The organism is Brevibacillus sp. Leaf182 (assembly GCF_001423865.2).
In the GTDB taxonomy this organism is placed as follows: Bacteria; Bacillota; Bacilli; order Brevibacillales; family Brevibacillaceae; genus Brevibacillus; species Brevibacillus brevis_C.
This window is the reverse complement of sequence record NZ_LMPN02000015.1, coordinates 330,731-347,415: the sequence shown is the minus strand read 5'-3', so window position 1 is coordinate 347,415 and position 16,685 is coordinate 330,731. Positions and strand designations below refer to the sequence as shown.

The window sequence follows — 16,685 nt, the reverse complement described above, 5'->3', positions numbered from 1 at the left end:
ACAAAAATGGCTGGAGAAATGTCCGCATTGGGAATGGTAGAAACAAAAGGTTTGATCGGAGCAGTTGAAGCTGCTGACGCAATGGTAAAAGCAGCAAACGTAAAACTGATTGGTAAAGTACACGTAGGTGGCGGTCTCGTAACTGTTATGGTACGTGGTGACGTAGGTGCAGTAAAAGCTTCCACAGACGCAGGTGCCGCTGCTGCTGAAAAAGTAGGAGAGCTCGTATCTGTACACGTAATCCCACGCCCTCATGGAGACATTGAATTGATCCTGCCTAAACTCGAAGGGTAATAAATCCCGATGGCAGTGATTACAGAAGCATCCTTGAGAGCGATGCATAAGTCAGGTATCCCAAACCCCTTTCTCGTTGAGAAAGGGGATAAAATAACACCAGCAGCGGCAGATTTCTTGAAAGGAAGAGGGATTCAAGTGAAACAAGTTGATCAGAACCAGCAGCCTTCCACCAATCAAGCTGCCGAAGCAGTGCGAGAAATTCCTTTGGGCGTATCGAACCGTCACATTCATTTGTCGCAAGCAGATGTCGAGAAGCTTTTCGGAGCCGGACATCAATTGACGCCAATGCGTGATTTGTCGCAACCGGGCCAGTTTGCTTGCCAAGAAACAGTCACCATCGTGGGACCAAAAGGCAGCATCCACGGGGTTCGCGTTTTGGGGCCAGCTCGTGGCGCGACACAAGTGGAAATTTCCAGAACAGACGGCTTTGCAGTAGGTGTTCATGCACCTGTGCGTATGTCTGGGGATATTGAAGGAACACCAGGTATGGTACTTGTAACGGCAAAAGGGACTGTTGTAATGGACAAAGGCGTAATCGTAGCGAAGAGCCACGTTCATATGTCCCCAGCAGATGCCGAGCAATATCAAGTGAAGGATGGCGATACGCTGATCCTGGCAACGCAAAGCGATCGTCCTATCATCTATCCAGATGTAGTCGTTCGTGTACATCCGCAGTTTGCACTTGATTTCCACGTTGATACGGATGAAGGAAATGCCGCTAATTTGAAAACGGGCGACCGGGTAAAAGTGATCGGCAAGAACGGGCAATTTTACTCCGGCTAACGGAGGTTGAGCTTGATGGACATCAGAGAAATGGTGGCGTCGATTACAAAAGAAATTTTGCAATCGATGAATACAGAAAAGCAAAGCAGCAGAGCGCCTCGTGTCCTGTACGTTTTTTGCGACAGCCAGGCTCATGAGGCGTTTCAGGATCATTTTATCCAACTGAAAAACCACGGGATCTGCCATGACATTCTCTTCCTGGACGGAGAAACCTCTTCTTGGCTGGGAATGCACAAGATCGAATGTGGGGGAGCAGGCAAAATTCTTACCGCAGATGAGTACGCTCCTGCCCCGTTGGAAGTGCCGAAAGATTATGTCGGTATCGTGATTCCTGAAATCGATTTGGATAATGCAGCGAGAATTGCTTCCGGTCTAAAAGGAACAATCAAAGCGGAAATCGTCTTTTCCGCGTTGGTGACAGGCAAATTCGTCATCGCTGGTTCCGATGTGCCAGGAATCAAGCGCGCAGACCGTCGTACCCTGCAAACATTGACCCTGACACCTGCTTATGAAAAGCTGTTCAACCGTCACGTTGAGAGCATGAAAGAGCTGGGTGTGGAGTTTGCGGAGCAACGCCGTCTGGCTGATCGCGTGGTTTCCAAGCTGAAGTCTCAGTTGCAAAAAGTGGAGACGACTACCAAGACAGAACAACCAACATTGACTCCTTTGGATGAGCAAGAAGCCGTCTTTTCCGGGAAGCTGTTGACAGCGGATTGGATCAGATCTCAGCCTGAGCTTCGCGATACGACTTTGATCGTGAAAAAAGGTGCAATTGTTTCTCCGCTTGCTTATGACAGCATGAGAGAACGCGGCATTACGGTCAGCTATTTAGGAAAAGGGTGATCGCATGTTTTTGGGAAAAGTGATCGGCAGCGTCTGGGCCACGCAAAAAGAAGCAGGTATGGAAAATCTCAAGCTCATGGTGGTTCAGCCGATTGATTGGCGTGGCGAAGAAGGCGGACAAACCGTTATCGCAGCGGACAGGATCGGTGCGGGAATCGGGGAGCAGGTTATCGTCTCTCGTGGGACGCCTGCCCGAATCCTTTTCTCCGGCACCAGTGTGCCGATCGATGCGATCATCGTAGGCATCGTAGATTCGTTTGAGGTGCCGGGTGCCGCAGGAAGAGAGGAATAGGAATGGAACAGGAACGTTCACGAGTCATCCAGGAATTCGTACCGGGGAAACAGGTCACGTTGGCTCATGTAATCGCAAACCCTGACCCAATGCTCTATACCAAGCTAGGTATCAATGAGGCCGGTGCGATCGGCATCTTGACTTTGACGCCTACCGAAACAGCCATTATTGCCGCGGATATTGCGACAAAGGCTGCTGGCGTCGAGCTTGGGTTTCTCGATCGTTTTACAGGTTCACTGATTGTCGTAGGAGATGTATCCGCTGTTGAGATGGCAGTCGAAGCGGTCAATCAGGTGCTGAGCGAAAAACTGCGGTTTACACCGGCGTTGGTGACGAAATCATGACCGGCCGTGTAATGATTATCGGTGCAATTGAAGCAGGAAAGTCTTCTCTGGTGCGGGCGCTGTTCAATGACGAACAGCCTGCCCGGAAGACGCAAGCGCTCGAATATCGGGACTGGGCGATTGACACTCCGGGTGAGTACAGCGAAAACCCGATGTTTTACCGCACGCTTATGGCTACCTCTCTTGAGGCGAAGATCATTGTGATGGTGCAGGATGCTACGCGGGAGCGCAATTACTTCCCTCCTGGTTTTTCACAAGGGTTTCCGCAATCGTGCATCGGGGTCATTACCAAAATGGATCATCCTGATGCAAATGTAGAGAGGGCAGAACAATTCCTCCGTCAATCGCTCGGCAATGCAAGAATTTTCCGGACCTCCTCGCTCACAAGTGAGGGAGTATCAGAATTGCGAGCGTATTTGCAAGGAATTGTAAACGAGTAAGCGCGTTTAACCAGTATTACACCCCTTTCCGCCGTAGCGTGTCTGTGAGAAAATGAGGTCATATCAACTCCTAGCAGGTGAAAAGAGGTTCACATGCAATCAATACGAGAAGTGTGCAAAGCGTCCACGACGTTGAGTGATGACGACATTCGGATTGTGGAGGATCTGGCTTCCAAGCTTCAGATTTTTGCTGATCTGTCTCAAGCGGACATGTTTATCGATTGTCCGACGGTAGATCGGAGCGCTGCGATGGTAGTCGCACAAGCTGCACCGAGTACGGCACGCTCTATGTACAGTGGATCGGTCGTAGGGCATTTGGCGACGGCGATTAATGAGCCGGCCGTTATGTATTGTCTGACTACAGGCAAGCCCGTCATCGGTTCACGTGGGGTTTCACAGGAGCAGGTCGTGATGCGACAAAGTGTCGTACCCATCACGAATGCGGCTGGAAAAACAATCGGGACCTTGATAACTGAACAAGATATATCCAAACAGGTGGAACAGGAAAAGAACGTCGAAATGCTCAAGGAAACAACGGAGCATTTAAGTGAGACACTCATCCAGTTCGCTGTGCCTGATCTGCCCATTTCGTCGCTGTTGCACGAGGGCATGATTTTGTTTGATCAGAGTGGGGTTATCACGTACGCCAATGGCCGTGCCCACAAGCTGCTCTCCTTAATTGGCTTTGAACGGCCGGAAAAAGGTGAGAGCATCGAACGTATTTTTTCCTGGAGAGTTACCCCGGAGAATTTTGTACGCAACGGGGGTTATATTCAGGAGGAGCTGTCAAAAGGCAAGCATTTTATCATGATGAAAGCGGTTTCGTCCGTCCGCAAGCAAGACATCATTGGGGGATTCATTCTCCTGCGAGACATATCGGACATTCGGGAAAAAGAAAAGCAATTAATGATCAAATCCGCGGTGATCAAAGAGATTCACCACCGGGTCAAAAATAATTTGCAAACCATCTCTAGCTTGCTGCGCCTGCAAATGCGGCGTTCGCAGTCCAACGAGATTGAAAAGGTATACCGGGAAAGCATCAATCGCATCAACAGCATCGCCATTATTCACGAATACTTGGCACAGGATGGTCTGGAGCAGATTGACTTCAAAGAGATTTTAACCAAAATATCGAAAATTATCGTCTCTTCCATGAGGCGTTCTGAGCAAGCTATACACGTCGTGGTGACGGGCGAATCGGTGTATCTGCCGTCCAACAAAGCAACATCGTTTGCCTTGATCGTCACCGAGCTGATTCAAAATTGCATGATTCATGGTTTTCATGAGCTGCAAGAAGGGAAAATCTCTATTGCACTCGTCGCCAAGGAGGACTTCGTTAGTTTGTCTGTGACAGACGACGGAGTAGGCATCGAGGACATGGAGCAAATCCACAAAAAGGGCCATCTCGGCCTGAAAATTGTCGATACGCTGGTCAGGGAAGACCTCGAAGGCACGATGCATTTCCGCAACACTGGGAACGGAACAGAGGTTACCATACTCTATCCGATCCAAAAGGAGGATGAAGATGACACAGCCGAAGATTATGGTGGTTGATGACGAGCCGATTATTCGCATGGATTTGCGCGAGATGCTCGAAAATGAAGGGTATTTAGTGGTTGCCGAGGCGAAAAACGGAGAAGAGGCAGTCGAACAGGCCCATCGTCACAAGCCCGATCTGATTATCATGGATGTGAAAATGCCTGTCTTGAATGGTATCAAGGCAAGCAGTATCATTCGTTCCTTTTCAGACAGTTCCATTCTTCTTTTGACGGCTTATAGCCAAAAGGAACTCGTCCAGGATGCCAGAAAAGCGGGTGTGACGGCTTACTTGGTGAAGCCGGTGTCGGAGGATGACTTGATTCCCGCAGTAGAAATCGCACTCAGTCAAAAGGAAAAAGTCGTTTCACTGAAGAAGGATATAAATGATCTGAAGCAAAAGATCGAGGATCGCAAGGCAGTGGAAAAGGCAAAAGGAAAGCTGATGAGTGCCCTATCCTTGGAAGAGGATGCGGCTTACAAATGGATGCAGCAAGTAAGCATGCAACGGCGCATGCCGCTTGTGAAGCTGGCAGAGGAAATTCTGTCGGGCGAGCAGGCCATTTTTACGCAAGGCTAGTACGAACATTATTATAAAAAGCAGTGACAAGTAGATACGAAGAGAGCAAAGGCGCTTGAATCAGACCGGGAGCAAGGAACCGGCTGTTCAAGCGTTTTTTCGTAAGGCCCGTCTGACACGCCAATGGTTCAAGGAGGTTCATATGGACGAACAATGGATCCAAAGCGTCGGGATCGATGTGGGAACAAGCACGACCAAAATGATCGTAAGCCGATTGCGATTGGGTCGCATGTCCAGCACGTTTTCGCTGCCGCGTTATCAGATCGTGGAGCGACAATTGCTGTATGCGAGTGAAGTACATTCCACACCGCTCATCGGGTTTGATGAAATCGACGCTGACGGAATCGGAGCGATTCTTGCAGCCGAGTACGACAAGGCACAGATCAGCTTGTCTCAAATCAAGTCCGGGGCGGTCATCATTACCGGAGAAACAGCGAGCAAAAAGAACGCACAGCATATCGTTCATCTGCTGGCTGAACGCTCCGGGGATTTCGTGGTAGCGACAGCAGGTGCTGACCTTGAAGGCGTGCTGGCGGGTAAGGGTGCGGGTGCGGAAAAACGCTCGCAAGCCATGCAGGGTGTGATCGTCAATGTCGATATTGGCGGAGGAACAGCGAATGCAGCCTACTTCCAGCGTGGCCGAGCGATTGCGACGGTTACGTTCCACGTCGGAGGAAGGCTGATCCGTCTCAGTCCGCAGGGTGTCGTTCAATACGTGTCGCCGAACATTCAACAATGGCTGTCGGCAAAAGGACTGCGTATTCAAGTCGGACAGGAAATCGGATTCGCGCAGCTCACAGAGGTTGCCGAACAGTTGGGACGCAGCATGCTCGATTATTTGACGGGGAAGGAGCGCCAAGTGTCAGGCTTGCTCGTAGTGGGACCGCATTTGCGCGATACCATCCCTGTTAGCGAATTGACTGTTTCAGGCGGTGTGGGTCTACTCATGAGCGGACCTCCCGTCCAAAATATTTCGGATGCGAGCCGATACGGTGATTTCGGCCCACTGCTCGGATATGTCCTCCAGCAGGAGCGCGAAAAAGGAACGTATCCGGTACAGTGGCTAGACCCGGATCAAACGGTACGGGCAACGGTAATTGGCGCGGGGATGCAGAGTACGGAGATTAGTGGTTCAACCGTGCATATCAAGCCGGAGCTGTTGCCGATCAAAAATATACCGATTCTCAAGCTGGAGCTTACCGAGGAACAATTGGCAGATGCCACACGACTGCGACAGGAAGTGGCTTCGATCTACCAACTGGGTGAGCGTCTGTTTGAAAAAACGACAGGGATTCCTTTCGCACTCGCGATCTCCGGCATCGGGTACTGCTCGTACGCTCTGTTGCAGACGCTGTCCCAGGAGCTGTCGGAGCAATACCGGGCAACCTTCCCCGAGAGTCAAACCATGGTCGTGATCTGTGAAACAGATATGGCGAAAGCACTCGGGCAGGCCTTGGCGCTGCGTTGCAAAGGGGCACCGGAAATCATTTGCATCGATCAGGTGCGTGTGGAATACGGCGATTACATCGATCTGGGTGAGCCGATCTCGGGAACGATTATTCCCGTCGTCGTCAAAACACTGGCGTTTGATGAAAGGCCGTAACGTAAGAAGGGGTGGACGTGATGAACACGAAAACGACTGTGCTTGGACAGACCTATCAATTTCGCGATTTGAAAGAGGTTTTCGCGAAGGCTAATGAAGATAAATCAGGCGACCAGTTGGCTGGTATCGCCGCTGCTGATTCCCGGGAACGTGTAGCTGCCAAGCAAGTGTTGGCTGATCTGACCTTGGCGGATATCCGCAACAATCCGATGGTTCCGGCAGAAGAAGACGAAGTATCGCGTGTGATCGAAGAAGGCATCAACGAAAAGATTTACAGCGAAATCAAAAACTGGAGCGTAGCTGAGCTGCGCGAGTACATCTTGAGCCATCAAGCAGGCGACAATGAACTCAAGCGAATTAGCCGCGGCTTGTCGAGTGAGATGATCGCAGCGACTGCCAAGCTCATGAGCAACCTGGACTTGATCACGGCTGCGTCCAAGATCAAAGTGGTGACGCATGCTAACACGGCAATCGGTCATAAGGGTGTATTGGCTTCTCGTGTACAGCCGAACCATCCATCCGATAACGTACAAGGCATCAAGGCATCCCTGTACGAAGGATTGAGCTACGGAATCGGCGATGCGGTAATTGGGATCAACCCGGTTATCGATACAGCGGACAGCGTCAAGGATATTTTGAACATGACCAAAGACGTGATGACCAAGTTCGACATCCCGACGCAAAACTGCGTATTGGCTCACGTATCCACACAAATGCGTGCCATCCGTAATGGGGCACCAGCAGACTTGATCTTCCAAAGTTTGGCGGGCAGTGAAAAAGGAAACAAGGCATTTGGTATTGATGTAGCACTGCTGGATGAAGCAGATGAGCTGATGCGCAAAGAAGGCACCTCCTATGGGCCGAACTTCTGGTATTTCGAGACAGGCCAAGGCTCAGAGCTGTCTGCCGAGGCGCACCACGGCATGGACCAGGTAACAATGGAAGCGCGTTGCTACGGACTTGCTCGCAAGTACAATCCGTTTATCGTAAACACAGTAGTTGGCTTCATTGGACCTGAGTATTTGTACGACAGCCGTCAAGTAATCCGTGCTGGACTGGAAGACCATTACATGGGCAAAATGCACGGTTTGCCGATGGGCTGTGACGTATGCTACACGAACCACATGAAGGTCGATCAAAACGACATGGACAATCTCGGGATTTTGCTCTCGTCGGCAGGCGTTAACTTCGTGATCGGCGTAGCCATGGCAGACGATGTCATGCTCAACTATCAATCGACGAGCTTCCATGATATTGCGACATTCCGTGAAGTGATGGGACTGCGACCTGCTCCTGATTTTGAAAAATGGCTGGAGAAAATGGGCATCATGGAAAACGGAAGGCTGACTGCAAAAGCAGGCGATCCGACAATCTTCATGTAAGATCAGGAGGTGAAAGACGGATGGAACAACAATTAGATTTCTTGGTAGATAAAGTAGTAGCAGAGCTGCAAAAGAAGCTGGGTGAGGTTAGCGAACAAGCTCCGTCACCAAAAGCAGAGACAGGCTTGATCCAACTGAGATCGGAGCCAAAGGCAGAGCCAGTAGCGAATGCGACGACGGCGCAAGCTCCTGTAGTGAACGAGCAGCCTGCTCCATCAACAGAACCAGAGAGAACCACACATGTACCGAATCCGAAGTACAAGGAAGGCTTGGATGAACTGCTGTCTAGCACGCCAGCGCGCATCGGGGTTTGGCGTACAGGTGTGAGACCTTTGACCAAAACCATGCTCGAATTGCGTCGCGACCATGCTGCAGCTGTGGATGCTGTATACGGTGAAGTCAGTCAAGCGGTGCTCGATCAGTTCTCCTTGTTCACAGTGGAAACACAGTATGACAACACCGAAAACTATCTAAAGCGTCCGGATATGGGGCGCGTCCTCACCGAGGAAGGCGTGCGCTTGCTGCAAGAGCGCGGTCAAAAGAAGCCACAGGTACAAATCGTCGTTTCTGACGGCTTGAGTGCTGCTGCGGTGGATGCAAACCTGAAAGACGTACTTCCATCCCTGATGGACTCTCTGAAAAGCTACGGACTGACCTGCGGCACTCCGTTTTTTATCAAGGGCGGACGCGTAGCCAGCATGGATCACGTCGGTGAGATTTTGGAGCCAGAAGTATTGGTGCTTTTGATCGGAGAACGTCCAGGATTGGTTACGGCACATTCCATGAGTGCGTACATGTGCTACCGTCCACGCAAAGGTATGGTAGAATCAGAGCGTACAGTGATCTCGAATATTCATCGTCAAGGTACATCTCCGGTTGAGGCGGGTGCCCACATCGGGACTATTCTCTCCAAAATGCTGGAGCAAAAAGCAAGTGGTGTAAAACTAGTCTTGTAATAGAACCAATGACGACGAGGAGGATTCTTCATGACATTCCGCAGAAAAAAAGTAGCCGTAATCGGTAGTGGTTTTACTGGAGCGACAACTGCGTTCATCATGGCGCAAAAAGAGCTGGCTGACATCGTATTGGTGGATATCCCGCAACTGGAAAACCCAACGAAGGGGAAAGCACTCGACATGATGGAGGCTTCTCCCGTTCTCGGCTTCGATGCTAGTATTACAGGTACTTCTGACTACAAAGACATCGAAGGCTCCGATATCGTAATCATCACAGCAGGTATTGCTCGCAAGCCAGGTATGTCCCGCGACGACTTGGTAGCAACGAATGCAGCTATCATGCGCTCGGTTGCTGAGCAAGTGAAAACATATGCACCAAACTCCATCGTACTCATCCTGTCCAACCCGGTAGATGCGATGACCTATACATTCTACAAAACGTCCGGCTTCCCGAAACACCGCGTAATCGGTCAATCCGGCGTACTGGATACAGCTCGCTTCCGTACGTTCGTAGCGATGGAACTGAATGTATCCGTAAATGACGTAACAGGCTTCGTATTGGGCGGCCACGGGGACGACATGGTGCCACTCTTGCGTTACTCCTACGCTGGCGGCATCCCACTCGAAAAATTGATCCCACAAGATCGTCTGGATGCCATCGTCGAGCGTACACGCAAAGGCGGCGGCGAAATCGTAGCTCTCTTGGGCAACGGTTCCGCTTACTATGCACCTGCGGCAGCGCTGGTAGAAATGGCAGAAGCGATCTTGAAAGACCAGAAGCGCATCCTGCCATCCATCGCTTTACTCCAAGGCGAGTATGGCTACAACGATATCTACCTGGGCGTACCAACTCTCTTGGGTGGAAACGGTATCGAGCAAGTCATCGAGCTGGATCTGACTGCTGCTGAGAAAGCAGCCTTGGATAAATCCGCAGATTCCGTTCGTGCGGTTATGAAAGTAGCTATGCCATAAGCAGAGATATAAAATGAAAGCTTCGCCAGATGTTTTGGCGGAGCTTTTTTTACAATGTGGCTGGAGTAGCCGTAGTGGAGGGAAGAAGCGGATTTCCAGTTTACGCTTCGGCCTACGGAGCTGTGTTCGTATGAAAACTGTTTCAATTGAGTGTAATTGTCACGAAGTGCAAACACCTGTGAGACATTGGAGGAATTGTGCGAAGAGTGACGAACTAGATTACAGAAATGTTAAGGATTGTAAAGAAAAATCTTTCAAAAAAATATATTTTATTGTAAAATTAAGGAAAAAGTAGGGGTTGATTCTTTATGGGGGGGCTGCAAGGGACAATGCACTGGTCGCTGCGGTCAGAAATTGAAAGACACCGTAGAGAGTGCGGCTATACCTTGAGTAAATTAGGTGAATTAACGGGCATCAACCATGGGAGTTTGAGCGAGATTCTGAACGGAAATCCACCGCGGGCTATGACCATTGGTCAGTTAGATGCGCTCGCTGCGGTATTTGGTCGCGAGCCGGGTTGGTTGTACGAATTGTATACGGAAGAATGCATATCAGAGGGGAGAATATCGCGCCCTCGGTTGATACCTTATTTGATTCGATGTGCAGAGGTTGGGCGGCAGGATTGCATAGAAGAGGTTGTTCCTAAATTGTTGGACAACCCTAAAAATATTTCGACCCTCTTTTTAGTGGCGGAACAGCTATATGAAAGCGGGAAACAAAAAGAGTCTGTACCTTTTTATCAGGCTGTCGTGGATAGCGAGAAGGATGGACATTCTGACCAATTCGTAATGAGTCAGTATCGATTGTTTCGGGCTGCACTCGGGACTAATTCAGAAGAAAATGGGGAGGCAGTTATTCGGTTTTCCCCTTATCGGAATAGGCTTCCTGAAAACTATCAGTTGGACGCCTTATTTCAATTAACGCGGGTTTGCTTCGCTTTGCAGAAATGGAAGAAATCAGAGCAGTATGCAGATGAGTTGCGGTTTCTCGCAGAAACGATTTACATACATGAGTTGGATAGGTTGAAAAGAAACAAAAAGAGAGAACCTCTGGAAACAGAACGTCATTTTGTCTTTTATTATGGTATGGGACATTTATTTAAAGGCTTGGCATTGGAGATGCAAGGGCTATACGAACAAGCAAAAACGTATGTACAAGGTTATGCAGATCTAAGTTGGTTTGAACTGCTTGATGAAGTTGGATACAAAGAGGTTGAGAAGTTCAGCGTCTGGGCGAAGGCTAACATGTACACGTTAGAAGTATTGGGTGGCAATACAAGCATCATAGAAGAGTATACAGACTATCTTGATAGTCTTCCAACGAATGAAATACTCGCGGGTTTAATTTCCATTATGAAATCGGCGAATACCTACCATTTTTGTGTGGATGGAATACTTAAACGTTTTTCTTCGCATATTGCTACTTTTGATCAATTTACCGAAGCAATTGGACTGGACAGGCAACTCCAGTTCCGGTCTCAAACTGCCATTTATGAATTCAATAAAGGACGTATAGAGAAAGGGATTGAAGAAACCTTGTGCTGCCTTTCTCTAGCTGACTCAATGAACAGATATCAAGATGCTCTTAAATGCGTAGCTTTATTTGAAGAGCACCGTCAATATGCATCAACAGCACAAGAGGAACAATACCAAGGAATTGTAACGGGAATGGTTGCTAATCTTCTTTTTCAAAATAAGTAAAATGAAGCGCCTATATAACAGTCATTTATTTGGTTATTTTAGTGCATGGCAACGATGCCTAGGGCTTAATTATAAACCCTGACCAAAGAGGCTACAAATTAGAAAAGGGGATGGGAGAATGAAGGCTCTTATTCTTGCATTTTTACTAACGATTGGATTAATTGGCGGTATACCTTTTGAACCAATCCATGATGGTCTAATTAAGGCTAAGGCATATCAGCATGGAAGTGATGGCTAGAGAAATTGCAGACATAGATTTGTTATTTTAGTTTCTGCACTCCTAAAAGCATCCCTAAATGGGATGTTTTTTTCTATTCAATTTTTCTTAATCGGTGAATTTCTGCACATCCCTGTATAGTAAATATATGTAATAAATTGTAAAAGAGAGGGGGCGTTGGACATTACTGCTATCGCAAATATTTTAGATAGGGATGTTTCTTTTCACAGTGGAAACTCCCCCAAAAGAGGAGCAGCATCAGCCCCTAAAAGTAAGTGTACGATCCGGGGCATGGTAAAGGAAATCGGTTGCCACTTAGAGTTGGATAATAGAATTGAACAGCTACGATTGGAAATGATGGAGTTGGCAGGAAAGTATGGTCTCTCACATGATAAGGTTTTGGCTGTAAGCCAACAGTTGGATAAATATATTGTCATTGCACAAAACAGATTGAAAACGGAAAAGTAAGGATCAGGTCAAGTTCAGTTCAGTTCTTCTAACACCACAAGGCCCCCAAGAACCCTTCCGTTAACCCATTATCTGGGTATCTGCTGACTCCTAGGTCCAAAAGTTATGAACTGGATGACGAAATGCTAGGAAGGTTAAGTAGTGTATTTCGAAAAAATGTAAAATAAAGTAAAAAATGAAGGGATGAACCTTTATGGTGGGGCTGCAAGGGACATTGTATCAGTCACTGCGGTCAGAAATCGAACAATGTCGGAGAAAGCACGGTTATACATTAAGCAAACTGGGTGAATTAACGGGCATTAACCCCGGTAGCTTGAGTGAAATACTAAATGGAAATCCCCCAAGGGCTATGACCATAGGGCAATTAGATGCGTTCGCCAAGGTATTTGGACGTGAGCAGGGTTGGTTATATGAATTGTATACAGAAGAATGTTTATCGGAGCAGAGAATATCGCGCCCACGATTAATTCCTTATTTGGCTAGATGTGTGGAAGTTGGGAGAAAGGATTGCATAGAGGCTGCTGTTCCTATATTGCTGGAGAATCCGAAAAATATCTCAATTCTGTTTGCTCTTGCAGAACAGCTATATGAGAAAGGGCAACTGAAAGAGTCGGTGTCTTTTTATGAATATGTCATTGAGAATGAGAAAGATAGCTTTTCTGATCACTTTGTGATGAGTCAATACAGGCTCTTTCGAATAGTCATACAAGGAACGAATTTTGAAGAAAATTGGAAAGCAGTTATTCGATTTGATCCGTATCGAAGGCGCTTGCCGGAAAATATCCAGTTGGATGCTCTTCTGCAATTGGCCAATGTTTGTTATACGCTTCATAAGTGGAGGCAAATGGAGCATTATGCAGATGAATTAAGAGAATTGTCTACAATTGTCTATGAGGATGAGTTGCGGAGGCGAAAAAGCAACATACCCAGTGAAATGTTAACAACAGAACGTCATCTAGTTGTGTACTATGGACAATCATTTCTCATTAAAAGTGTAGCATTAGAAAAACAGGAGTTGTATGAAGAAGCGAAGCGATATGTTGAAGGATATGCTGATTTAAGCTGGTTTGGACTCTTGGATGAAATTGGACAAATCGAGGTGCAGAAATTTCGAACATGGGCAACAGCCAATTTGTACACATTGAATATCCTGATAGGGGATGGTGACGTCATCCCTGAGTATATTCAATTCCTGGATGATCATCCGAAAGAAATACTTTCCGGTTTAGTAACGATTGTGAAAGCAGCCAATGAACATGGTTTTTCCATCGATTCAATATTCGATAAGTTTGCAGAAAATATAGATAGTTTTAAAGGGCGCATAGACGCTATTGGCCTGAGTGAACATATCCAGTTTCGGAATGAAATGGCGAAATACTTGCTAGAAAAAGAGAAGTATGCAGAGGGGCTTAATGAAACGTTTCAATGTCTTGTTTTGTCTGATATTACTAAAGACTATAACAATTACAGTAGTTTGTTCAAATTATGGGTGTGGGTATCAAAGTCGTTAGTGGATAAGCAACAAAGTAGGCGGGGGGACGTATGTTAGGTTAAAAATATCCAAATTAGAGGATGTTTTTCTATTTGGTTATTAGAAACTGCTAGTTCCTTTAAAATTAATAAAATAAAAACCAAGGGAATTATGCTATATGGGGGGCGCAAGGGACATTGTATCGGTCGCTGCGGTCAGAAATCGAACAAAATCGGAAAAAGCATGGCTACACATTAAGTAAGCTGGGTGAATTAACTGGCATTAACCCCGGGAGTTTGAGTGAGATTCTAAATGGTAATCCGCCGCGTGCAATCACCATTGGTCAGTTAGACGCGCTAGCCAAGGTGTTTGGTCACGATCCGGGTTGGTTGTATGAATTATACACGGAAGAATGTATATCAGAGGGGAGAATATCGCGCCCCCGATTAATACCATACTTGATTCGATGCGTGGAGGTTGGGAGAAAGGATTGCATAGAAGCTACTGTCCCCCAAATGATGGAGAATTCGAAAAACATCTCGATTCTGTTTGCCCTTGCAGAGCGACTTTTTGAGAAAGGGCAACTGAAAGAATCAGTGCCCTTTTATGAATATGTGATAGAGAATGAAAAAGATAGCTATTCTGACCACTTTGTGATGAGTCAGTATCGGTTATTTCGAGTTGTGCTCGGGACAAATGCAGAAGAAAATTGGGAGAATGTCATTCGGTTTTCTCCTTATCGAAACCGACTTCCTGAAAACTACCAACTCGACGCCTTATACCAATTGGCGAAGATCTGTTTCGCTTTGCAAAAGTGGGAGAGATCAGAGCAGTACGCAGACGAATTAAGGCTGCTGGCAGACACTGTTTATAGGCATGAATTGGACAGGATGAAAAGAAACAAAAAAGGTGAATCTCTGAAAACGGAGCGCCATCTTGTCTATTATTACGGATTGGGCCATTTATATAAGAGCGTTTCACTAGAAATGCAAGGACTGTATGAAGAGGCGAAGCAGTACGTGCAAGTTTACGCTGATTTAGGTTGGTTTGAATTACTTGATGAAGACGGACGTAAAGAGGTAGAAAGATTCAAGGTATGGGCAAAGGCGAACTCCTACACATTGGAGGTGTTGTCTGGCAATACTAGTATCATTGAAGAGTACGCAGACTATCTTGATAGTCTTCCCACCAATGAAGTTCTTGCTGGTTTAAATGCTATTATGAAATCCGCGAACACCTACCATTTTTGCATGGATGAGATTTTAGAGCGTTTTGCCTCCCACATTGCTAGTTTCGATCAATTTACAGAAGCAATTGGATTGGATCGACATCTTCGGTTTCGATATCAGATGGCTATATATGAGTTCGGTAAAGGGAGGATAGAGAGGGGAATTGAAGAAACGATATATTGCCTTTCTCTAGCGGATTTGACGAATCGACACGACGAGACCCTTACATACATAACACTGTTTGGATGGTTAGGGAATTTGAATAAGCGAATTGGTAACAAAAACGAGTTAGGTGGCTAGTATCCTGTTAGGTGATTGTGAATATATCGTAGATTGATGAAACATCCTTTGGCAGGATGTTTTTTTATTCCAGTTTTTGCAGTTGGTAAAAACCTGCATATCATTTTATGGTTATATATGTAAATTATCTCAAAATAAGGAGGGGGATAATGATATTCCATGAAACAATAGAAAACTAATAACATCTCTAAAAAGAGGAGCCGCAGGTGCCACTAAAAGCAAGTGAATAATCCGGTGGTAAAGGAAGTAGGGTGAGTCTTATAGCAGCAATTGCATTTAAAAAGGGCGTTCCACCCCTTCGACAGGTTAAAGGAACGCCCACAGGAGGAGCAGTTACAGCTCCTATAAGTAAATGTATCACGTTACCTCTAGATCGAGAAGGAGTAACCTATCACTCTATTGAGCATTTGAAAAACATTGTGGAACAATTGCGCGGACAACTGGTGCAATTGTATGTAGAGAAGAATGATTTCTTAGATGATGAAGTCGTGGAATTAAGTCAGCAGTTGGATCAATACATTTAAGGAGATGGTAAAATTCTCATTTGGATTTGGAAAAAATCATCGACTGTCAGGTTTGTCAAATGCGAGGTAACGAAACTGACTAGCAGATGAGCAAGAAACAAAAAAACAAGCTTTGCGAATTTTCCATTTCAAGTAAGAAAGTTGTGAATGTGTTACCACAAAGGGTTGTCGTCACTGATAGTAACAACTGATAAGGCGGTTGGAATTTGAGGTGTGATCGGCATGGTGAACATCGAAAGACTTTAAGAAGAAATGTCGAAAAAATGAAAAAATAGGAGTTGAAAAAGTTATGATCTCAACATTAAATCGGCTCACACGCTTTCTATTATTAGTTCTAGTTGTAACAATTTTTGCGAGTACGCCACAGGTGGCAAATGCTAGGATCTGCGCAATAGCTCCTTCCAACATGATGATGCAGGATAATAAAGACACTGCATGGAATAATGTTCAACCAACTGCAGAGTGCGATCCCAAACCTGCCAGCCCGGTAAAGTTAGATGATAAATACTTGAAGAAAAACAATGTGGATGCTCACAAATTGAAAAAGGCTAATGTGCCGAAGGGCGCTAATATCTCCCATTATGATATATATGAAGACAAATATGATGACTATCTTTGGTTAGGGAAAAAGAAACAAGGAAGGAATGAATGGATACAGTTGTTTTTTGACATTATCGATGCCGCTGACATGTTCCCTTTGCGTAGAAATATACCTGAACATTAATCCATACACTTAATACGGAGGTGA

18 protein-coding genes are annotated in these 16,685 nt (G+C 46.5%); all 18 read left to right on the top strand.

The annotated features are described in order from the left end of the window. Positions 1-6 precede the first annotated feature (6 nt). The 18 genes from eutM (at position 7) to ASG16_RS04475 (ending at position 16,661) form a co-directional block, all read left to right on the top strand. The gene (gene eutM / locus ASG16_RS04560) at positions 7-294 is read left to right on the top strand and encodes an ethanolamine utilization microcompartment protein EutM (protein ID WP_047069988.1); all 288 of its coding nucleotides are present in this window, start codon (positions 7-9) and stop codon (positions 292-294) included. A 9-nt stretch (positions 295-303) separates the two neighbouring features. Beyond that, positions 304-1,080, top strand: coding sequence for a phosphate propanoyltransferase (pduL, locus tag ASG16_RS04555; RefSeq protein ID WP_048035224.1), 777 nt, complete (start codon positions 304-306; stop codon positions 1,078-1,080). Between the two features lie 15 nt (positions 1,081-1,095). Further along, positions 1,096-1,923, top strand: coding sequence for a hypothetical protein (locus tag ASG16_RS04550; RefSeq protein WP_056489232.1), 828 nt, complete (start codon positions 1,096-1,098; stop codon positions 1,921-1,923). Between the two features lie 4 nt (positions 1,924-1,927). After that, a complete protein-coding gene (locus tag ASG16_RS04545) occupies positions 1,928-2,215 on the top strand; it encodes a EutN/CcmL family microcompartment protein (RefSeq protein WP_007720099.1) in 288 nt (95 codons plus the stop codon). 2 nt (positions 2,216-2,217) lie between these two features. After that, positions 2,218-2,559, top strand: coding sequence for an ethanolamine utilization microcompartment protein EutS (eutS, locus tag ASG16_RS04540; protein WP_007720097.1), 342 nt, complete (start codon positions 2,218-2,220; stop codon positions 2,557-2,559). Then, positions 2,556-2,999 carry a EutP/PduV family microcompartment system protein gene (locus ASG16_RS04535; RefSeq protein WP_056489233.1) on the top strand — a complete coding sequence of 148 codons (444 nt, stop codon included), beginning with the start codon at positions 2,556-2,558 and terminating at the stop codon, positions 2,997-2,999. Before eutS ends, ASG16_RS04535 begins: the two co-directional genes overlap by 4 nt. A 93-nt stretch (positions 3,000-3,092) precedes the next feature. Then, positions 3,093-4,553, top strand: a complete 1,461-nt coding sequence (locus ASG16_RS04530) for a sensor histidine kinase (protein WP_048035221.1) — start codon at positions 3,093-3,095, stop codon at positions 4,551-4,553. After that, a complete protein-coding gene (locus ASG16_RS04525) occupies positions 4,519-5,115 on the top strand; it encodes an ANTAR domain-containing response regulator (protein WP_429780242.1) in 597 nt (198 codons plus the stop codon). Before ASG16_RS04530 ends, ASG16_RS04525 begins: the two co-directional genes overlap by 35 nt. Before the next feature lie 142 nt (positions 5,116-5,257). Continuing rightward, complete coding sequence (locus tag ASG16_RS04520; RefSeq protein WP_056489235.1) at positions 5,258-6,718, top strand: ethanolamine ammonia-lyase reactivating factor EutA; 1,461 nt, start codon at positions 5,258-5,260, stop codon at positions 6,716-6,718. Positions 6,719-6,738: 20 nt separating this feature from the next. After that, positions 6,739-8,100: an ethanolamine ammonia-lyase subunit EutB gene (locus ASG16_RS04515; protein WP_056489237.1), complete on the top strand. Its 1,362-nt coding sequence runs from the start codon at positions 6,739-6,741 to the stop codon at positions 8,098-8,100. Between the two features lie 20 nt (positions 8,101-8,120). Further along, the gene (eutC, locus tag ASG16_RS04510; protein WP_056489238.1) at positions 8,121-9,056 is read left to right on the top strand and encodes an ethanolamine ammonia-lyase subunit EutC; all 936 of its coding nucleotides are present in this window, start codon (positions 8,121-8,123) and stop codon (positions 9,054-9,056) included. A 30-nt stretch (positions 9,057-9,086) separates the two neighbouring features. Continuing rightward, positions 9,087-10,028, top strand: a complete 942-nt coding sequence (mdh, locus tag ASG16_RS04505) for a malate dehydrogenase (protein ID WP_015893779.1) — start codon at positions 9,087-9,089, stop codon at positions 10,026-10,028. Positions 10,029-10,336: 308 nt separating this feature from the next. Next, the gene (locus ASG16_RS04500; RefSeq protein ID WP_056489240.1) at positions 10,337-11,728 is read left to right on the top strand and encodes a helix-turn-helix domain-containing protein; all 1,392 of its coding nucleotides are present in this window, start codon (positions 10,337-10,339) and stop codon (positions 11,726-11,728) included. A 394-nt stretch (positions 11,729-12,122) separates the two neighbouring features. Next, complete coding sequence (locus ASG16_RS04495; RefSeq protein WP_056489243.1) at positions 12,123-12,413, top strand: aspartyl-phosphate phosphatase Spo0E family protein; 291 nt, start codon at positions 12,123-12,125, stop codon at positions 12,411-12,413. 193 nt (positions 12,414-12,606) lie between these two features. After that, positions 12,607-13,962 (top strand): helix-turn-helix domain-containing protein, encoded by a 1,356-nt coding sequence (locus ASG16_RS04490; protein WP_056489245.1) that lies wholly within the window; start codon positions 12,607-12,609, stop codon positions 13,960-13,962. Between the two features lie 98 nt (positions 13,963-14,060). Beyond that, a complete protein-coding gene (locus ASG16_RS04485) occupies positions 14,061-15,413 on the top strand; it encodes a helix-turn-helix domain-containing protein (protein WP_056489247.1) in 1,353 nt (450 codons plus the stop codon). A 251-nt stretch (positions 15,414-15,664) separates the two neighbouring features. Next, positions 15,665-15,937, top strand: coding sequence for an aspartyl-phosphate phosphatase Spo0E family protein (locus ASG16_RS04480; protein WP_056489249.1), 273 nt, complete (start codon positions 15,665-15,667; stop codon positions 15,935-15,937). A 289-nt stretch (positions 15,938-16,226) separates the two neighbouring features. Then, a complete protein-coding gene (locus ASG16_RS04475; RefSeq protein WP_056489251.1) occupies positions 16,227-16,661 on the top strand; it encodes a polymorphic toxin type 33 domain-containing protein in 435 nt (144 codons plus the stop codon). The last annotated feature ends 24 nt before the right edge of the window (positions 16,662-16,685 follow it).